General features: G+C 61.2%; 13 protein-coding genes and 1 riboswitch. Of the genes, 5 read left to right on the forward strand and 8 right to left on the reverse strand.

The annotated features are described in order from the left end of the window. Positions 1-15: 15 nt before the first annotated feature. The gene (locus RlegSU303_RS12085) at positions 16-153 is read right to left on the reverse strand and encodes a hypothetical protein (protein WP_205928041.1); all 138 of its coding nucleotides are present in this window, start codon (positions 151-153) and stop codon (positions 16-18) included. Between the two features lie 38 nt (positions 154-191). On the opposite strand from RlegSU303_RS12085, the gene RlegSU303_RS12090 reads away from it, so the two are divergent. Continuing rightward, entirely contained in the window at positions 192-941 is a 750-nt protein-coding gene (locus tag RlegSU303_RS12090; RefSeq protein ID WP_131619822.1) for a histidine phosphatase family protein, read from the forward strand. 64 nt (positions 942-1,005) lie between these two features. Here the strand turns inward: RlegSU303_RS12090 and RlegSU303_RS12095 are convergent, their stop codons facing one another. Then, positions 1,006-4,158, reverse strand: coding sequence for an efflux RND transporter permease subunit (locus tag RlegSU303_RS12095; protein ID WP_131718568.1), 3,153 nt, complete (start codon positions 4,156-4,158; stop codon positions 1,006-1,008). Between the two features lie 5 nt (positions 4,159-4,163). Beyond that, a complete protein-coding gene (locus RlegSU303_RS12100) occupies positions 4,164-5,342 on the reverse strand; it encodes an efflux RND transporter periplasmic adaptor subunit (protein ID WP_205928042.1) in 1,179 nt (392 codons plus the stop codon). Between the two features lie 232 nt (positions 5,343-5,574). On the opposite strand from RlegSU303_RS12100, the gene RlegSU303_RS12105 reads away from it, so the two are divergent. Beyond that, a complete protein-coding gene (locus RlegSU303_RS12105; protein ID WP_131718614.1) occupies positions 5,575-6,135 on the forward strand; it encodes a TetR/AcrR family transcriptional regulator in 561 nt (186 codons plus the stop codon). 60 nt (positions 6,136-6,195) lie between these two features. Here the strand turns inward: RlegSU303_RS12105 and RlegSU303_RS12110 are convergent, their stop codons facing one another. After that, positions 6,196-7,635, reverse strand: coding sequence for an FAD-binding oxidoreductase (locus tag RlegSU303_RS12110; RefSeq protein ID WP_131718569.1), 1,440 nt, complete (start codon positions 7,633-7,635; stop codon positions 6,196-6,198). 242 nt (positions 7,636-7,877) lie between these two features. Between RlegSU303_RS12110 and RlegSU303_RS12115 the strand changes: the two genes are divergently transcribed. After that, on the forward strand, positions 7,878-10,190 hold the full coding sequence (locus RlegSU303_RS12115) for an NADP-dependent malic enzyme (RefSeq protein WP_094085821.1): 2,313 nt from the start codon (positions 7,878-7,880) through the stop codon (positions 10,188-10,190). Positions 10,191-10,254: 64 nt separating this feature from the next. Here RlegSU303_RS12115 and RlegSU303_RS12120 read toward each other — a convergent pair whose 3' ends face one another. Further along, a complete protein-coding gene (locus tag RlegSU303_RS12120) occupies positions 10,255-10,788 on the reverse strand; it encodes a ribonuclease H family protein (RefSeq protein ID WP_094085820.1) in 534 nt (177 codons plus the stop codon). Positions 10,789-11,037: 249 nt separating this feature from the next. Between RlegSU303_RS12120 and RlegSU303_RS12125 the strand changes: the two genes are divergently transcribed. Beyond that, complete coding sequence (locus tag RlegSU303_RS12125) at positions 11,038-12,135, forward strand: DUF2865 domain-containing protein (RefSeq protein ID WP_094085819.1); 1,098 nt, start codon at positions 11,038-11,040, stop codon at positions 12,133-12,135. A gap of 117 nt (positions 12,136-12,252) precedes the next feature. On the opposite strand, the gene RlegSU303_RS12130 is transcribed toward RlegSU303_RS12125, so the two are convergent. The 3 genes from RlegSU303_RS12130 to bluB all read right to left on the reverse strand — a co-directional run bounded on the left by RlegSU303_RS12130 (position 12,253) and on the right by bluB (position 16,142). Then, positions 12,253-12,999 (reverse strand): SDR family NAD(P)-dependent oxidoreductase, encoded by a 747-nt coding sequence (locus RlegSU303_RS12130; RefSeq protein WP_131718570.1) that lies wholly within the window; start codon positions 12,997-12,999, stop codon positions 12,253-12,255. Between the two features lie 240 nt (positions 13,000-13,239). Next, on the reverse strand, positions 13,240-15,033 hold the full coding sequence (locus RlegSU303_RS12135) for an adenylate/guanylate cyclase domain-containing protein (RefSeq protein WP_131718571.1): 1,794 nt from the start codon (positions 15,031-15,033) through the stop codon (positions 13,240-13,242). A 422-nt stretch (positions 15,034-15,455) separates the two neighbouring features. Then, positions 15,456-16,142 carry a 5,6-dimethylbenzimidazole synthase gene (gene bluB / locus RlegSU303_RS12140; protein WP_017960698.1) on the reverse strand — a complete coding sequence of 229 codons (687 nt, stop codon included), beginning with the start codon at positions 16,140-16,142 and terminating at the stop codon, positions 15,456-15,458. Between the two features lie 42 nt (positions 16,143-16,184). Then, positions 16,185-16,372, reverse strand: a riboswitch (cobalamin riboswitch). A gap of 368 nt (positions 16,373-16,740) precedes the next feature. Here bluB and RlegSU303_RS12145 point away from each other — a divergent pair. Continuing rightward, positions 16,741-18,615: a methyl-accepting chemotaxis protein gene (locus RlegSU303_RS12145; RefSeq protein WP_131718572.1), complete on the forward strand. Its 1,875-nt coding sequence runs from the start codon at positions 16,741-16,743 to the stop codon at positions 18,613-18,615. Positions 18,616-18,642 lie beyond the last annotated feature (27 nt).

An 18,642-nucleotide genomic window follows, 5' to 3' on the forward strand; every position in this document is an offset into this window, starting at 1 on the left:
AATCAGACTCGTGTTTCAGGAAGATGACAAGGTGCGGAAAAGCGCTGCAAACCCGATCATCCCGCGCTGGCAGAATGCCTGTCGCCGCGCGGCCGCATGGCCGTCGCTGCCAGGCCTGCCGGCCACGTTGCCCTGCGCATTCAGGGCGTTCATGATGGCGGCGATTCATATCCGACAATGCGGGATGGCTGATGCGTCTTTTTCTCGTTCGCCATGGCGAATCCCTCGGCAACATCAACGAACAGGCTTACCGCCAATTCGGCGATCACAACGTGCCGCTGACGCGATGGGGCCATCGGCAGGCTCTCGAAGCAGGCGGCGTGATCGCCTCCTACCTGCAAGCATTGCCGAGCGCGGGTTTCGGCAAGCTGCATATCTGGTATTCGCCCTTTCTCAGGACCCGGCAGAGCAAAGATGCGCTGCTCGAAGCCCTGCCGGAAAGCTTCGTCGGCGATATCAGGGAGGATTATCTGCTGCGCGAGCAGGATTTCGGTCTCTTCACCGAAATCTACGACCACGCCGAACAGAAGCAGAAGTTTCCCGAGGAGTTCGAAAAATGGGCAAGGCTGCGCAGCAACAGCGGCAAGTTCTACGCACGGCCGCCGGATGGCGAAAGCCGGGCGGATGTGGCGCAGCGGGTGCGCCTATTCCTCCAGACCGTCATGCACGACGCCGAAAATAGCGACCACAACCTCGTGATCGTCGGTCATGGCGTCACCAACCGGGCGGTCGAAATGAACTTCCTGCACCGCCCTGTCGAGTGGTTCGAGCGCTCCGACAATCCTGGAAACGCCGATATCACGCTGATCGAGGGGACGCGCTCGCAAGGATACGAGTCAATCCTGCTGCATCAGGCCGCCGACCGGCAGCCGGGACAGGAAGGTGAACTGCGCGATGCCTATGGCGCCGACGTGACGATCACGCCGAAGCCAAAGGCATAATTCCTGAAATCCAACCGCGCAAAGGTGTGGCGAGTTGCGCAAGGCGACCCTCCAACTCTTCACCTCAGGTCGGCGACGTCACCGGTGCAGCCTCCTGCCCGGCCGGCGCCTCCTCGTTTACAGTCTCCGGCCGCTTCGTCCTCAAGAGACGCAGCACGAAGACGAAGAAGACGGGAACGAAGAAGATCGCCAACACCGTCGCCGAGATCATGCCGCCGAGCACGCCCGTGCCGATGGCATTCTGGCTCGCCGCACTTGGGCCGGTGGCGATCGCCAGAGGCACCACGCCCAAAGTGAAGGCGAGCGAGGTCATGATGATCGGCCGGAAGCGCAGACGAGCGCCTTCGATCGCGGCATCCATCAGCGATTTGCCCTCGGCAAAACCGTCCTTGGCGAATTCGACGATCAGGATGGCGTTCTTTGCCGACAGTCCGATGATCGCGATCAGGCCGACCTTGAAGTAGATGTCGTTGGACATGTCGCGGCTCATCACCGCGAGCACGCAGCCGATGACGCCGAGCGGCACGACCAGCATCACCGACAACGGGATGGACCAACTCTCGTAAAGCCCCGACAGCAGCAGGAAGACGAAAAGGATGCTGAGGCCGAACAGGAACGGCGCCTGCGATCCCGATCTCAGCTCCTCCAGCGACTGGCCGGTCCATTCGAAGCCGAAGCCGTCGGGAAGTTCCGAGGCCAGCCGCTCCATTTCGACAATTGCCGCGCCCGATGAATATCCAGGCGCCGGAGCGCCCGAAATGCGCACGGAAGGGTAGCCGTTATAACCGACGATCTGAGCCGGCCCTTTCTGCCATTCGGCGACGGCAAAGGACGACAGCGGCACCATGCCGCCGCTCGTATTGCGGACATTGAGCTTCATCAGGTCTTCCGCCTGAAGCCTGCTCTTGTCCTGCGCCTGCACGATGACGCGCTGCATGCGGCCCGAATTCGGGAAGTCGTTGACATAGCTCGAGCCGAGATTGGCGGTGATCGTGCTGTTGATGTCGGCGAAGGCGACGCCGAAGGTATTTGCCTTTTCGCGGTCGATGACGAGCACGAGTTGGGCCGAGTCCGGCATGCCTTCCGGTCGGATGCCTGATATGATGGGGTTCTGCGATGCCTTGCCGATCAGCATTCCCGCCGCCTCGGTCAGTGCCGCCTGGCCTTTCGCCCCGCGATCCTGAAGGCGGAAGGTGAAGCCGTTGGTCGTGCCGAACCCTTCGATCGGCGGCGGTGACAACGCGAAGGATGTGGCGTCCTTCAGTCCAAATAGCTGCAAGTTGGTGCGGTTGGAGATCTCCTGTACCGAATTGCCGGCGCCGCGTTCGGCCCAGTCCTTGAGCGTGACGAACACCAGGGCGGCGTTCGGTCCCTGCCCCGAGAAGCTGAAGCCCTGGATCGCAACGACGTTGGCAACGGCCGGTTCCTTCTTGAAGATCGCTTCGATGCTTTCAAGCGAGGCCACCGTGCGGTTGCGGCTCGCCTCCGGCGGTCCCTGCACGTCGACGATCAGGAAGCCCTGATCCTCATCCGGCACGAAGCTGCTCGGCAGGTTGACGAAAAGATAGCCAAGGCCGATGAGCAGCGCGACATAGACGGCCATGACCCGCCAGGAGCGCTTGGCCAGTCCCTCGACGGTGCGGGCATAACGGCCGGTCAGTCGGTCGAAGTTGCGGTTGAACCAGCCGGCGATGCCCTTCTTTTCGTGATGACCCTTGATCGGCTTCAGGAAAGTGGCGCAAAGCGCCGGGGTCAGCGACAGCGCCAGGAAGGCCGAAAACAGGATGGATACGACCATGGTCAGACTGAACTGACGGTAGATGATGCCTGTGGAGCCTGGGAAGAACGCCATTGGCACGAAGACGCAGGAGAGAACCAGCGTAATCCCGAGGATCGCGCCGGTGATCTGCCGCATCGCCTTCTTGGTCGCTTCCTTCGGTGACAGCCCTTCCACCGCCATCAGCCGCTCGACGTTTTCCACCACCACGATGGCGTCGTCGACGAGAATGCCGATGGCAAGCACCATCGCGAACATTGTCAGTACGTTGATCGAGAAGCCTGCGGCAAACATGACAGCAAGCGTCCCGAGCAGCGCGACGGGCACGACGAGCGTTGGAATGATGGTGTAGCGGAAGCTCTGCAGGAAGATAAGCATGACGACGAAGACGAGCGCGACGGCTTCTGCGAGTGTATGCGCCACCTTCTCGATCGATGCCGAGACGAACGGGCTGGTATCATAGGGAACGGAATATTCGACGCCGTCAGGGAAGAAGCGTGAGAGCTCCTCCATCTTCGCCTTGACCAGGTTAGACGTATTGACGGCATTGCCCGTCGACGACAGCTGGATGGCAATGGCCGCACTCGGCTGCCCGTTCAAGCGGGTAGAGAAGCTGTAGCTCTCGCTGCCCTCTTCGATGCGCGCGACATCGCGTAGCCTGACGTTCGATCCGTCGGCATTGGCGCGCAGCACGATGTCGCCGAACTCCTTGATGTCGGTCAGTTGCCCCTTCACCAGCACCGTCGCCGTCAGGTCCTGCGAGATCGGATTGGGCGCTGCGCCGATCTGGCCAGCTGCGACCTGGGCGTTCTGCGCCGAGATTGCCGCGCTGATGTCGGATGCTGTCAGGTTCAGGCCGACCATCTTGTCGGGATCGATCCAGATGCGCATCGCCCGCTGCGACGCAAACAGCTGGGCACGGCCGACGCCCTCGAGACGGCGCAGCTCGCCGATGACGTTTCGGTTGAGATAGTCGCCGAGTGCCACCTCGTCGGTCTTCCCATCCGTCGAGGTCAGCGAGATGAACATCAAGAAGCCTGACGATGCCTCCTCGACCGTGATGCCCTGATCCTTGACGGATTGCGGCAGTCGCGGTTCGACGCGGCGGATGGCGTTCTGAACGTCGACCGAGGCCTGGTCGATATCGGTTCCGGCCGCAAAGGTCGCGGTGATGGTCATCGCACCCGATGTATCGGAGGTCGACTCGAAATAGGAAAGGTGCTCGACCCCATTCAGCTCTTCTTCGATCTGGCGAGTGACGCCCTGATAAATGTCCTGCGGCGATGCGCCGGGATAGCTGGTAGTGATGCTGAGCTGCGGCGGCGCGACCTTCGGATATTGCGCAACCGGCAGGAATGGCAGCGCGATCAGACCGGCGAGGGAGATGAAGATCGCAAAGACCCAGGCTAGGATCGGGCGATCGATAAAGAAGCGTGCCATCGACCTTACTCCGGCTTCTTGGCGTCACCGGACGCGAGCTGACCATCGCGCCACTCTTCCGGCGCGACCTTTGCGCCCGGCTGCAGTTTCTGGCTGCCGTCGACAACGAGACGCTCACCTGATGACAGGCCGCTTTCGACCACCCATTCATTGCCGAAGGATTGTCCGAGCTCCACGTCACGCGGCTGTGCTACGTCTCCCTCCTGGACGACGTAGACCTGCGCCTTGCCGTCGGCCGTGCGGATGACGGCGCGCTGCGGGATAAGGATCGCCTTCTCCCGGACGGCTTGTTCGATACGGACGCGGACGTAAAGACCGGGCAGCAGGTCGCCCTTCGGATTGGGGAATTCACCGCGGAGGGTGACCTGGCCCGTCGTCGCATCGACGCTTGCGCTGCTGAAGAGCAGCTTACCGGCTTCGCCATAGACCGTGCCGTCATCGAAGACGAGCTTGATGTCGGCCTTGCCTGGTTCGGTCGATGTGAGGCTGCCGTTTTCGACCGCCCGCTTCAGCGCCAGCAGGTCTCCGGAGGATTGTGTGAAGTCGGCATAAACGGGGTCGATCTGCTGGATCATCGCCAGCGCATCGCCGGCGTCGGCCGTCACCAGCGCGCCTTCCGTCACCAGCGCGCCGCCGATGATACCTGATATCGGTGCGCGGACTTCGGTATAGCCGAGATTGATCTTCGCCTCGTCGAGTGCTGCCTGCGCCAGTGCAACATCGGCATCGGCCTGAGCAAGGGCGACGGCGGCCGCATCATATTCGATACCGCTTGCAACATCGCGATCGCGCAATGACTTCTGGCGCTCCAGCTGCTGGCGGGCATTCAGCTGCGTCGCCCTGGCGCGCTCGAGGCTTGCCTCGGCACTCGCCACACGGACCCGGAAAAGCGCCGGATCGATCCGGTAAAGCACGTCGCCCTGATGAACGAGGCTGCCCTGCTCGAAGATCCGTTCCTGCAGGATGCCGGAAACTCTGGCCCGCACCTCCGAAACGCGCGTCGCGGCGATGCGGCCCGGCAGCTCGCTGATAACGGGAACCGGACGCGCGTTGAGCGTCAGGACGCTGACGGCGGCAGGCGGCATCGCGCCGCCCTCCTGAGCGTAAGCCGGCAGGCATGCACCGAATATCAGCGCCAGGACAAGCGTATAACGCAATGATTTCGTTCGAAAAAGCATGTTCATTAGCCTTCCTGCTGGTCCCGCTGGGGTCCCAAAAAGCACAGCCGCCGAAATGACGTTCGGCGGGCCTCCTCAGCCGACAGATAGTCGATCTTTTTTTGCATTGCAAGATACCTACCGGTAGGTATGATAGCATTATCATGATCGGAACTCCCATGGCCCGGCGATCCCGGGAGTGATACTGATCCTCTCGCGCCGCCTCGGCGCGAAGCTTATCTCGAACACAGGTCATGCATTGGTAGATAGCCCCCGCAACAGAAAGAAACAGCCGGATGTCGTGCGGCAGGCTCTTCTCGATTGCGCCACCAGGTTGGCGCTCGAGCATGGCTTGGCCGCCGTCAGCCTGCAGGCGGTCGCGAGTGCCGCCGGCGTGACCAAGGGAGGTCTGTTTCACCACTTCCCCAATAAGCAGGTGCTTATAGAGGCCGTGTTCGACGGCATGATGGAAAACCTCGACCGTGAGATCGATGGAGAACTGGAAATGGATAAGGGCGGCCACGGCACATTCACCCGCGCCTATGTCCGCACCCTGTTTGCCGACCGCGCCCTCAACAACAGCCCGTGGTCGGCGCAGACGATGACCGTGCTTGCCGATCCCTACTCCAAGTCTCTCTGGCATAAATGGATGAATGACCGGCTCATCAAACACGCCGAAACCGATGGCGGAATGCGACTCGAGATCGTTCGCCTGGCGGCGGACGGCGCATGGCTTGCCCATGTTTTACGGCCTGACGGCCATGCCGCGTCCGACGACGCGGTTCTGCTGCGCGAATTGATCGAACTCACCGAGGGGTGACAAGTGATTGGCGCCTCATCCCGCGCCCGGCTATATCACCCGAGCGCGGGATCGTCGGGGCTAGGCAGCTCGCACTGCCGCCATCGGTTTAACATTCTGGTTCATCCGGAACAGATTGTTCGGATCGTAGCGCCGCTTGATCTCGGCAAGGCGAGCGTAGTTGGCGCCATAGGCGGTCTCGACGCGATCGCCTTCGTCTTCGGGCATGAAGTTGATGTAGGCCGTGCCGACCGAATGCGGCTTGGTTGCCTCGAACAGATCCCGCGCCCAGCCTATACAGCTTCCATCCATCCCGGCTTCCCGCCAGCGCGCATGCACATTCATGACGAAATGCGAGCTGCGTTGCGGAAATGCGGTGGCTTCGGTGGCCACGCGGCCAGCCGCACCGCCGACATGGCCGATGAAGATCTCGCATTCCGGGCCAGGCAGCTTGCGCACGGCCTTGAGCAGAACCTCGATCGCGACATCTGAGAGAGAGGCAAAATCCTGGCTCTTCCAGTAATTGCGCGCGCCCGGTGTCAACAGCGGATCGAATGCCTGCTGCCAGCCGGTGAACGGCACCGGGCCGACAACGTCGGCAATCGGATTTCCGATCGCGCGCAATCTGGCCGCCGCCTTTTCGCCCGCCGCGATGTCTCCGCAATAACACATGGCGAGCACGACGATCTCCTTGCCGTGCCATTCAGTGGGAAGGAACGGCAGCGGCGGCGCCTGGCGCATCACCACCCAGCAGGTCAGTTCGTCTGGGGCCGCTTCCAGCGCCTGTCGGTACTCCTTCAGCACCATTTCCGCATCGGCGAAGGGGTGCACGACGAGCCCAGCGAGCACCTCTGTGTTGAGAGGGTTGAGCTTGAACTCAAACAAGGTCACGACGCCGAAATTGCCGCCGCCGCCGCGCAGCGCCCAGAAGAGGTCCGGCATTTCCTTTTCGCTCGCCTTGACCTGCTCGCCATCGGCCGTCACCACGTCGACCGAAAGCAGATTATCCAGCGTCAGCCCGAATTTGCGGGTCAGCCAGCCGAAGCCGCCACCGAGCGTCAGCCCGGCGATGCCGGTGGTGGAATTGATGCCGGTCGGCAGCACCAGCCCGAAGGCCAGCGTTTCCTGGTCGACATCGGCAAGCGTGGCGCCCGGCTCGATCCTGGCACGCCGCGTTTGCGGATCGACCCGCACCGATTTCATCGCCGACAGGTCGATGACGACGCCGCCCTCGCAGACGGCATTGCCGGCGATGCCGTGCCCACCGCCGCGCACCGAAAGAAGCAGATTGTTGTCGCGTGCAAACCGCACCGCCCGCACGACATCGGCGGCACCCGCGCAACGCGCGATGAGCCCGGGGCTGCGGTCGATCATCGCATTCCAGATCGTCCGCGCCTCGTTGTAATCCATGTCTTTGCTGGTCAGGAGACTGCCGCGAAATCCGGCGGCAAAAGCATCGATGGCCACGTCATTGACCATCGTCTGCCCCTTTTGCAGGGTCGTGAGGTTCAAATTGTCCATGATTTCCTCCATGCGACCGGCGCCCCGCACCGTCGCGGCCGGCATCCTGCTCCTGTTGAGGTCGTCAAACAAGTTTCCCCAAAAGGATTAGCTGCGGCGGCTGCTTGAAGGCCGAATGGTCACGACGTGGATACACCCCTCTGCCCACCTCACGAAATCTTCTCCCATCCCTCATTTCCATACTGTCGCCCGTATCCGATTGATGTATGGAGGGAGCTCAAAAGACGTGCACGGAGGCGGCGATGGATCACCCGGAAAAATCGAAGACGGAAAAGAACCTGACGAGCGGCGATCTCGACGAACAGGCGCTTTTCTTCCACCGCTATCCCCGCCCCGGTAAGCTGGAGATCCAGGCGACCAAGCCGCTCGGCAACCAGCGCGACCTGGCGCTCGCCTATTCGCCCGGTGTTGCCGCCCCTTGCCTTGCCATCCGCGACAACCCCGAAATGGCGGCCGAATATACCTCGCGCGCCAATCTCGTCGCCGTCATCTCCAACGGCACCGCCGTGCTCGGCCTCGGCAATATCGGCCCGCTCGCCTCCAAGCCGGTCATGGAGGGCAAGGCCGTGCTCTTCAAGAAGTTCGCCGGCATCGATGTCTTCGATATCGAGATCGACGCTGCAGCCGTCGACCAGATGGTCTCGACCATCGCCTCGCTGGAGCCGACCTTCGGCGGCATCAACCTTGAAGACATCAAGGCGCCGGAATGTTTCGAGGTCGAGCGTCGCCTGCGCGAAAAGATGAAGATCCCCGTCTTCCACGACGATCAGCACGGCACGGCAATCATCGTCGCCGCCGCGATCCTGAACGGGCTGGAACTCGCCGGCAAGAACATCGCCGACATCAAGATCGTCGCCTCCGGCGCCGGTGCTGCCGCTCTTGCCTGCCTCAACCTGCTGGTCATTCTCGGGGCAAAACGCAAAAACATCTGGGTCCACGATCTCGAAGGCCTCGTCTATGAGGGCCGGGTCGAGCTGATGGACGAATGGAAATCCATCTACGCCCAGAAGAGCGATACGCGCACGCTCGCCGAAAATATCGGCGGCGCCGACGTCTTCCTCGGCCTTTCGGCCGCCGGCGTGCTGAAACCAGAGCTGCTGGCGCAGATGGCCGACAAGCCGCTGATCATGGCGCTCGCCAATCCGACGCCGGAGATCATGCCCGATCTCGCCCGCGCTGCTCGCCCAGATGCGATGATCTGCACTGGCCGGTCGGATTTCGCCAACCAGGTCAACAACGTCCTCTGCTTCCCCTATATCTTCCGCGGCGCGCTCGATTGCGGCGCCGAGACGATCAATGAGGAAATGAAGATGGCGGCCGTGCGCGCCATCGCAGCCCTTGCCCGCGAAGAGCCGTCGGATGTCGCCGCCCGCGCCTATTCCGGCGAGACCCCGGTCTTCGGCCCCGATTACCTGATCCCCTCGCCCTTCGATCCGCGCCTGATCCTGCGCATCGCACCTGCAGTCGCCAAAGCCGCCGAACAGAGCGGGGTGGCACGCCGCCCGATCCAGGATTTCGACGCCTATCTCGACCAACTGAACCGCTTCGTCTTCCGCTCCGGCTTCGTCATGAAGCCGATCTTTACCGCCGCCAAGGCCGCCGAGCGCAAGCGCGTCATCTTTTCCGAAGGCGAGGACGAACGCGTGCTGCGCGCTGCCCAGGTGCTGCTCGAAGAAGGCCTTGCCGAACCGATCCTGATCGGCCGCCCGCAAGTCATCGAGACGCGCCTGAAGCGCTACGGCCTGCGCATCCGCCCGCTGCAGGATTTCGAAGTCATCAACCCGGAAGACGATCCGCGCTTCCGCGAATATGTCGATCTTTATTTCTCCCTCGTCGGCCGCCGCGGCGTCATCCCGGAAGCGGCCCGCACGATCGTGCGCACCAACACCACCGTCATCGGTGCGCTGGCGCTGAGGCGCGGCGAAGCCGATGCGCTGATCTGCGGCCTCGAAGGCCGCTACGAGAAGCACCTGCGCGACGTCCGCCAAATCATCGGCAAGCGCAAGAATGTCCGCGATTTCTCGGCCCTCAGCCTGATGATTTCGCAGCGCGGCGCCACCTTCTTCACCGACACCTACGTCACCTTCAATCCGACCGCCGAGGAGGTCGCCGAGGCGACGGTTTTGGCGGCCGAGGAAATCCGCCGTTTCGGCCTCACGCCGCGCGCCGCCCTGGTCTCGCATTCCAATTTCGGCTCGCGTGAGTCCGAAAGCGCGACGAAGATGCGCAACGCCCTGCAGCTTGTGCGCGAAGCCGCGCCCGACCTTGAGGTCGACGGCGAGATGCACGGCGAAAGCGCCATCACCGAAGCACTGCGCAAGCGCGTCATGCCGGACACGACGCTGCACGATGAGGCGAACCTCCTGGTCTTCCCGAACCTCGATGCCGCCAACATCACCCTCGGTGTGGTCAAGTCGATGACCGACGGCCTGCACGTCGGCCCGATCCTGCTCGGCACCGCCCTGCCCGCCCATATCCTCGCCCCCTCTGTCACCTCCCGCGGCGTCGTCAATATGGCGGCACTCGCCGTCGTCGAGGCATCGCAACCGGCTTGAGCCGGTTGACAGCAACACAGCGTAAAGACCCTGAAGTCGTCCCGACACATGTCCTGATGCCGTCTCAGGCACTCCGTATCGTCAGCCGCCCTTTATCCGCGAGCGCATCCGCGCGTTCGTTGCCGGCAATGCCGGAATGGCCTTTGCACCAGGCAATGGTCATCAGTGGATTGTGCGACAGTTGAAGATCGACCGCTTTCCAGAGTTCCGCATTGGCGATCGTTCGCCTTCGCGCATTCCCATTCGCGCTGCTTTTCTTCCAGCCGTTGTTCTTCCAGATTTGTCGCCAGTTGTTGCAGCCTTTGATGGCGTAGACGGAATCCGACCAGATGGTCGCGGGCTCGCCGCTTGCCTCGCTGTTGATCCAGACTACAGCCTTGAGCACGGCCATCACTTCCATCGAATTATTGGCGGAATCTTCGGCGCCACCGAAGCCGGACGCAATTTCCGCGGCATCGCGATAAACGACGAATGCCCAACCTCCGTGCCCAGAACCGGGTTCATAACAGCCGTCCACGAAGACGTGGAAGCCGTGTTGGGTTCCTGGCAACCCGGCTGTCGTTGCGGGGGAGCTGAGTTCGTTGGCAATTCCTGTCATTTTCGACGTCCGGATATGAGTACGTTCCCCAAGCGACCCAGGAGATTGGAGTGGGCACTTGGCCTCGTTGATTACCATCGGCAGCTTCTTCATAATCGAACACCAGGTCTTTGGCGGTCTGCTGGATAAAATCGCGAAAATACGCTAGGAATTTATCCCAGCTTATTAAGAGAAATACCCTAAGAGAAACCCGCGGCGATCGAGGCCGCAATCGACCGATCGATTCTTTGCTCATTCCGGGACGACGCCGTGAAACGCCGAAACCTGTCTCTTGCCCTTCTCCTTGCCCTTGCGGCGCCGGCCGCCGCGCAAAGCAGCGCCGTCTGTGAGGACCTGCGCGGCCGCCTTGCCGACCTGCCGCGATCGATCGGCAATGGCAACGGCCCGGAGGCGCGCCAATATGCGAGCGCCATGGCCGAACAGAACCTCGAGCTGCGCAAAGTTCGCAACGAGCTGCGCAGCAATGGCTGCACGTCGGGCAGCATGGTCGTGATCGGCGGCGAGAATGCCGATTACTGCGCCGAGCTCACGCAGGCCGAAGCCAGGATGATCGACAATATTCGCTATCTCCAGGACCGCCGCAGCGAACTGGCCGGCCAGAACGGCGCCGCTGACGGCGCGCGTCGCGAACTGATCGCCGCTCTCGACCACAACGGCTGCAACAGCGAGAATTTCTACGCGCCGAGCGATCGCAGCGCCGCCGACCCCGCCCCGAGTGTCGAGGAACAGGCGATGCGCACCGATACCTTCATCCCACTCGGCGGCGGTGAAGAGGTTGATCCGCGTTACGGCCTGCCGCGGGCCGACATGCTGTCACCCGTCAGCACCATGTGCGTGCGCAGCTGTGACGGCGGCTTCTTCCCGATCAGCTCGAACGCCACCTCGGTGGATTTCGGCCGCGACGCCCAGACCTGCGCCAAGATGTGCCCGGGTATCGAGACAGAATTGTTCTATCGTGATGTGACGAGCACCGAAACCTCGAACATGATCTCGGTCGCAACGGGCACGCCCTACAGCGCCATGAAGAACGCCTTCGCCTACAAAAACCGCACGCCCGGAGAAAAGTCCTCCTGCGCCTGCAATCTCACCGCCTATTACGAGGAGATGCGCGGCAAGCAGGCGTTGAGCGAACCGCCGCAGCAGGGCTCGATCACCACCATCCACACCAATCCGCCGGTAAAGGATCCTACAGCGCAGATCGCACCGCAACCATCGCCCGAGCGACCCTACGATCCGACACAGAACAAGGTCCGTCAGGTCGGCCCGCAATTCCTCGCTGGCGACCAGGGTTCGATCGACCTCGCCAATCCGGCAGCGCCCGGCCCTCAGCCGCAACAGCAGCGGTGACCGAGCAGCTCAAACGACGGTGACGAAGCTATCGCGGCGTTGTGCCGGGGTGCTTGAGATGAAGCCGACGTCAGGTGAACTTGCGGCGGGATGTCAATGCGGGTCGCTTGAGCATAGTCAGTAGGTCGTACGACCGCCGCTCAGGTCGAACGTCGATGCGGTCGTGAAGGAGTTCTCTTCGGAGAGCAGCCAGACGACCATCGAAGCGATCTCATGAAGTTCAACAAAACGGTCGCGCGGAATGCGGACGCGCATATATTCGATAAATTCCGGTGTCAGCCCGTCCAATATAGGTGTCTTTGCTGTGGTCGGCGTTACCGCGTTCACGGCGATTCCTGTCTTTGCGAGTTCCTTGCCAAGAGACTTTGTGAAGCCCAGCACACCGGCTTTCGCTGCGCTATAGGCAGCGATGTTCGGATTTCCTTCCTTGCCCGCAACCGAGGAGATGTTCACGATCCGCCCGTAGTCGCGCTGTAACATGACCGGAACGACGTGCCGGCAACAATTGAAGGTTCCCGTGAGGCAGACATCGACGACGTCTTTCCACTCGCTGACATCGTATTCGATCGTGGGCTTTACCGGGCCGGTAATCCCGGCGGAATTGACAAGCCCGTCGATACGGCCAAAAATCTCTTCGGTCGCCGCCACCGCGTTCCTCACTGATTGGGAATCTGCGACGTTGACGCCGAAAGCAACTGTGCCAGATCCGAGAACGGAAGCGCTGTCCTTCGCCATGTTTTCGTTCAGGTCCCAGATGGCCACCTTGCCACCAGACTGGATGACGCGCTCTGCGATAGCGTAGCCGATGCCGCGCGCACCGCCTGTGATCACGATGATGCGTTCCTTCAAGTCGATCATGTTCATTGGGCCGTTATCCTCCGATTGAGCCGCCGATAACCGAATATCTATTGGAAATTCCGGGATTCGCCTTCAGCGTATCGATATGAAGGCCAGGAATTTATCCCGAGCCCGCGATTATGCCGAGCCAGTTCCCCAAAGCTCGAGATTTCCGATAGTTCAGGAATGGCGAGCTCGGCATAGTTATGCAGCCTGGCGTCAGTTCCATGTTCAGATCTCTCTAGGTGTTCGGCAGCCCGCACTGCTTCAGGCCGGCAACCCGGCAAGACGTAGACCAGCGCGCAGGCGCTCCACATCCCTCGGCTCGCGCAGATATGACACATCAACAAGCCAGTCGACGTATTCCGCTGGCCCTGCGGCGGGGTCACCAATCCACAGCGTGCGCACTGCCTGGACAAATACGTCCCCACATTCGTTCGCCTCTTCGATCCTGCCTAGATGACCATAGGCCGCCGCCCGCCAAGCCATGTCTCGCGGATGCCTTATCGGGGAATCGAAGGTTCGTTGCTCGAGAAGCACAGCGGCCTCACTGTAACGTCCGAGTTGGAACAGGATGCGCGAGAGATAGTAGTTATACCAACTCGGGTGACGCGGGTTGATCCTCAAGGCAATTTGAGCGGCAGCCAGCCCACGTTCCGGTCTGCCCAAGGCCCCCTGCATCCAAGCCCAGATGATCTGGATTATCGGATCGTTCGGGTTCATGGTTCGAGCTAGATCCAGGTGACGTTCGGCTCGATCAAAATCCCGCCAGGTCAGACACATGAATCCAAGTGTGCAATGCACCTTCGGATCATTTGGATCCAGCACAAGCGCTTGCTCGGCAAAACGAAGTGCCTTTATCCTGTTTTCGTCCTTTTCCCGCGGTGCACCGATGCCATTATCGATCGCACGATTGAGATATGCATATGCGAGGCCTGTGTAAGCCCGCGCAAAAGTAGGGTCGATTTTGACTGCACGCTCGAACAGGGAAAGAACTCGTTCCTGGCTTCCGGGCGTAAAGTCGTCGGAGAGGCGGTTGGCCTGGAGGAAGAGGTCATATGCGTGCATGTCCTCAGGCTGGCGTCGCCGCGCCGAGACCTCTCTATCGTCCCGGACACGCTGGGCGACCGTCGCAACGATGTTCTGCGAGATCTCCTCTTGAATGGCGAATACGTCCTCCATCGCTCGGTCGTAACGCTCGGCCCACAGATGTGTCCCGCTCGTGGCCTCAATAAGCTGCGCCGTGACGCGTACCCGATCTCCTAGCCGCCGAACGCTTCCTTCCACGACATACTCCGCTCCCAGCATGCGTCCGATTTGACGCAGGTCCATGCTCTGTCCGCGAAAGGCGAATGAGGAATTGCGGGCAATCACCGTGAGCTCTCTGAATCTCGAAAGCTCGGTGATGACGTCTTCAGTAATGCCGTCGCTGAAATAAGCCTGATCAGGATCTGCGCTCATATTGTCAAAAGGCAGAACAGCGACCGCCGGTTTGTCGGATCGTGAGCTGGCTGGGAGCATTGGCGTCAAGCCGCCGACGTCCATGCAGTAGGTCCTCACCGGCCGTGCGATATTCTTTAGGTGCTGCTCGCCCACATACTCGAAGTGGAGATCGAGTTTTCCCGACAGTTGTTCGTGAGCTGAGCCGGATATGAGCACGGTGCCTGGCGGACATAGTTGCTCCAGGCGCGCAGCGACATTGACCCCGTCGCCAAGAAGATCATCACCGTCGATCACGACGTCTCCGAGGTTTATGCCGATCCGGAGCACGATACGGCGTTCAACTGCAACCTGTTGCTGTTGAGCGGCGAGCTTTTCTTGTACTGCCGCCGCACAGGCAACTGCTCCGACAACAGATCCGAACTCCGCGATGAGGCCGTCACCCATCAATTTTACGATCCGCCCACGGTACTCAGCTATTAACGGTCGGAACACAGCACCCCAGAGCTCCTTAATTGCCGCGAGCGCCCTTTCCTCGTTAGTCTCAACGAGTCGGCAGTACCCAACGACATCGGCAACCAACACGGCCGTGGTCCTACGTTCGACCTGAGGCGTTGTCATTTCGTCCTCCGCTGACGCGAGGCAGTCATCGACAGTATTCTGGAAAGCTGCTGCGATGATACCTCATCCAAGCATCCAAGACGATCTCAATCCGCTCGGTGTCACTCATCGACGATGTGCACGTGAGCTCAACAGCCTCGTCCACCGACGGCAATCGCTTAGTCCGCTGCGGGCGCATTCCGGCCGAGGGGCGATCGGTGGAATATGCCGAGCTTGCAATCGGGAACTATCGGAAATCTCGAGCTTTGGGGAACTGGCTCGGCATAGTCTCGGGCTCGGGATAAATTCCGTTATGCCGCGTTCGGCATAACGGAATAAAGATATCTCGGCCTCGCCCGGCGTCGGCGATACCGACATCGGTTTGCTCACCTTGCCTGTCAATGGCGTGACTGTGCGATTGAGGCCACGCTCGACCACCGTGCCTAGGTGTTCAGTCCCCATCCATCGTGGAAGACCAGCTCCTCGAGCGGTAGCCGCTGCCGCCAGCCTTTGACGGAGAGTTCCGGCTCGTCATAGAGCCGGTCGACGAAGCCGGCACAGAGCCAGGCGACCACTTCGATATGCTCGGGTATGCCGAGAATGGTTTTCAGGTCGCCTTCACGAAAAATGCTGACCCAGCCAATGCCGACCCCTTCCGCCCGCGCCGCAAGCCAGAGATTCTGGATGGCGCAGACTGTGGAATAGCTATCCATCCTGGGATTGTGGGTGCGCCCCAGCACTACGCTGCCGCTGCGCGTGGGATCGCAGGTCACGCATATGCCGAGCGGCGCCTCGACGATGCCTTCGAGCTTGAGGGCGCGGTAGGCCTGCTGCCGCTCGCCGGCAAACATCAGCGCCGCCTCGTCGTTGGCGCTCGCGAAGGCATCCCGGACGCGCGCCCGCACAGCGGCACTTTTCACCAGAATGAAATTCCAGGGCTGCATGAAGCCGACGGAGGGTGCATGATGGGCGGCCGTCAGCAGCCGCTGCACAACATCGTCAGGCAAAGGATCGGGTCGAAACTGACTGCGAACGTCGCGCCGCGTCATGATCGCGTGATAGACGGCCTCGCGTTCGGCCAAGGAAAAACCGGACGCCGCCGAAAGGGCATCCTCATCAAAGGGTCGCATCGTCAAATCCCCAACAACGCAACCGCCCCGCCGTCCGCGCGGATCGGTCTATCTTGCCAGGCCGGTCTTCTGACTGGGCGTCATCCGTCTGCCGTAGCCTTCCCGGCAAGAAGCCAGTGGCATGATGAAGCGGCAAACATCGGCCTTACAGCGTTGGGCACGTTCCGGTTTTGCACCGGATTCCCGATTCTCCCGCCTTACCGGCGGGCACCTGACGGCGCATCTATTTCAGCAAACCGGCGCGGCGGCAAGCCGCGAACCTGATGGTTGATTCTAGCCGCGCGCGCCGAGCGGTGCCATCTGTCTCTTTTCTTCGGCCGGGGCGTAGGGAACACGGACGCGCGACATACCTCTTCTCCCCAGCGGGGCGAGGCAGATCTCCAGCGGGCGTAATAGCGAAATAACACGCGTGTGCTCCGGCATCCCATTCTACTTTATGATTTATTCACATATCAAATACACACTGCGTTTGCGCGTTTTGGGTTGCAATCCGGACATGGGCATGAGGGCTCGTGATGTGACCGTCAGCGCGGATGCCCGTATTGAGACGCCGGTCGGGAACATGTCCGACTGAGCCGCAATTCTAGGCTGCCGCGGAATGTTCCATTTTTTGAAAACGATGCCTCTGACAGCCAAGCTGGCGGCGATTATCGTTGCCGTCAACCTCTGCGGCATTTCCGCTTTCGCCACCTATACGTGGATGTACGAAACCCGGGCATTGATCGATGGCGCCAAGGCCAACTGGTCCAAGGATGCGGAGCAGTTTGCCTCCCTGGCCGCCGGCGGCGTCAAGTGGGGCAAGGCGAATGCGGTCCGTGAAGCTTATTCGCTCTACCGCGACGACCCTTCGCTCGATCTCGTGCAGTTTGCCGCATTCAACGCGGAACCTGCCGCCGTCGACACGTGGACACGCGACGGCATCAACGGCCTGCCCGCACCGGCCGATCTGGTGAAGAGCCTCAGCGCCAAGCCGGAAAAAACGACGATCGATGACGGCGGGGTATCCGCCGGCGTGGTCACGATCATCGCGCCGCTCCCGCTGGACAAATCAGGCAAGGCCACCGGCTATATCGTCACGAACTGGTCCGTCGAAAAAATCGCTGCTGAAGTCAGGCAGAAGGTTCTCGTTTCGCTGCTCACCCAGTCGCTGATCACCGCCTTGGCCGTCGTCGCCTTCCTTCTCGCCATGCGCAGCCTTGTTGGCTGGCCCATCAGGATCCTCAGCGAACGCATCAGCGCGCTGCAGAAAGGCGATCTGGTCTCCCCTGTTACCTACAAGGAAAATGGCGACGAGATTGGTTTTCTGGCACGCGCGTTGGAAGTTTTCCGTCATGAAGCGATAGCGAAGGTCGAAAGAGAGCAGGCCGCTGCCGAGCAGAGCGCTTCGCTCGACGCCGAACGGGCACGCAACACATTGTTCACCGAAGAGGCCAGCAAAACTCAACGGCTGGTCATGACCGCTCTTGCAACTTCATTGGAAAAGCTTGCCGCAGGCGACTTCTCGATACACCTGGCCGATCTCGGCCCCGAATTCGATAAATTGCGGCAGGATTTCAACAACATGGTCGAAGCGGTCGCGGCCGCGCTGACGGAGATCAAGGCCGCCTCCGTGGCGGTTGAAGGCGGCTCCAGCGAGCTGGCCTCCTCCGCAGATCAACTCGCCAAGCGGACCGAGCAACAGGCGGCATCATTGGAACAGACCGCCGCGGCACTTGATGAGGTGACCACCACGGTCAGAACATCGTCGCAGCGCGCCGAAAATGCCGGCAAGCTGGTCGAGGAAACCAAGCGGAGCGCTCATGTCTCGGCAACGGTGGTGCGTGATGCGATCGGAGCGATGGACCGGATTCAGACCTCGTCGAGCCAGATCGGCCGCATCATCGGCGTCATCGATGAAATCGCGTTCCAGACCAACCTGCTGGCGCTGAATGCCGGCGTCGAGGCGGCGCGCGCCGGTGAGGCCGGCAAGGGTTTTGCGGTTGTCGCTCAGGAGGTGCGTGAACTCGCCCAGCGGTCGGCAAACGCGGCAAAGGAAATCAAGAACCTGATCAACGTATCCGGCCAGGAAGTTGCCGCGGGCGTCGGGCTGGTGAACGAAACCGGCGATGCCTTGCTGAAGATCGAGGAGCAGATCAACCGTATCAGCGACAGTATCGCTTCCATCGTTCAGTCCTATCGCGAACAGGCGACGGGTCTGCAGGAAATCAACGGTGCGATCAACCAGATGGATCAGGCGACGCAGCAGAACGCGGCAATGGTCGAGGAAACCAACGCGGCCTGCCAGGAGCTGCTGCAGCAGGGACGTCTTTTGCAGGACTCGGCCGGCAGGTTCGTCGTCGGCGCGTCTGCGACCAGCCAGCCTAGACCCGTTCAAGTCGCCGGCCAATCTCGTCCCCAACCAAGAGCCCTCGTACAGCGGCATGCAGGAAATGCTGCCGTTGCCGCTGCTCCCGGCGCCTGGGAGGAGTTCTGACCTCATCTTCGTCCAATAAACCTTAGT

Origin of the sequence: Rhizobium sp. SU303 (genome assembly GCF_021052345.1) — a bacterium.
Lineage (GTDB): Bacteria > Pseudomonadota > Alphaproteobacteria > Rhizobiales > Rhizobiaceae > Rhizobium > Rhizobium laguerreae.

What these genes read in the sequence shown, in the direction of transcription:
- RlegSU303_RS12085 (WP_205928041.1), bottom strand. Translation starts at nt 153, where the DNA reads ATGAACGCCCTGAATGCGCAGGGCAACGTGGCCGGCAGGCCTGGCAGC.
- RlegSU303_RS12090 (WP_131619822.1), top strand. Translation starts at nt 192, where the DNA reads ATGCGTCTTTTTCTCGTTCGCCATGGCGAATCCCTCGGCAACATCAAC.
- RlegSU303_RS12095 (WP_131718568.1), bottom strand. Translation starts at nt 4,158, where the DNA reads ATGGCACGCTTCTTTATCGATCGCCCGATCCTAGCCTGGGTCTTTGCG.
- RlegSU303_RS12100 (WP_205928042.1), bottom strand. Translation starts at nt 5,342, where the DNA reads ATGAACATGCTTTTTCGAACGAAATCATTGCGTTATACGCTTGTCCTG.
- RlegSU303_RS12110 (WP_131718569.1), bottom strand. Translation starts at nt 7,635, where the DNA reads ATGGACAATTTGAACCTCACGACCCTGCAAAAGGGGCAGACGATGGTC.
- RlegSU303_RS12115 (WP_094085821.1), top strand. Translation starts at nt 7,878, where the DNA reads ATGGATCACCCGGAAAAATCGAAGACGGAAAAGAACCTGACGAGCGGC.
- RlegSU303_RS12120 (WP_094085820.1), bottom strand. Translation starts at nt 10,788, where the DNA reads ATGACAGGAATTGCCAACGAACTCAGCTCCCCCGCAACGACAGCCGGG.
- RlegSU303_RS12130 (WP_131718570.1), bottom strand. Translation starts at nt 12,999, where the DNA reads ATGAACATGATCGACTTGAAGGAACGCATCATCGTGATCACAGGCGGT.
- RlegSU303_RS12135 (WP_131718571.1), bottom strand. Translation starts at nt 15,033, where the DNA reads ATGACAACGCCTCAGGTCGAACGTAGGACCACGGCCGTGTTGGTTGCC.
- bluB (WP_017960698.1), bottom strand. Translation starts at nt 16,142, where the DNA reads ATGCGACCCTTTGATGAGGATGCCCTTTCGGCGGCGTCCGGTTTTTCC.
- RlegSU303_RS12145 (WP_131718572.1), top strand. Translation starts at nt 16,741, where the DNA reads ATGTTCCATTTTTTGAAAACGATGCCTCTGACAGCCAAGCTGGCGGCG.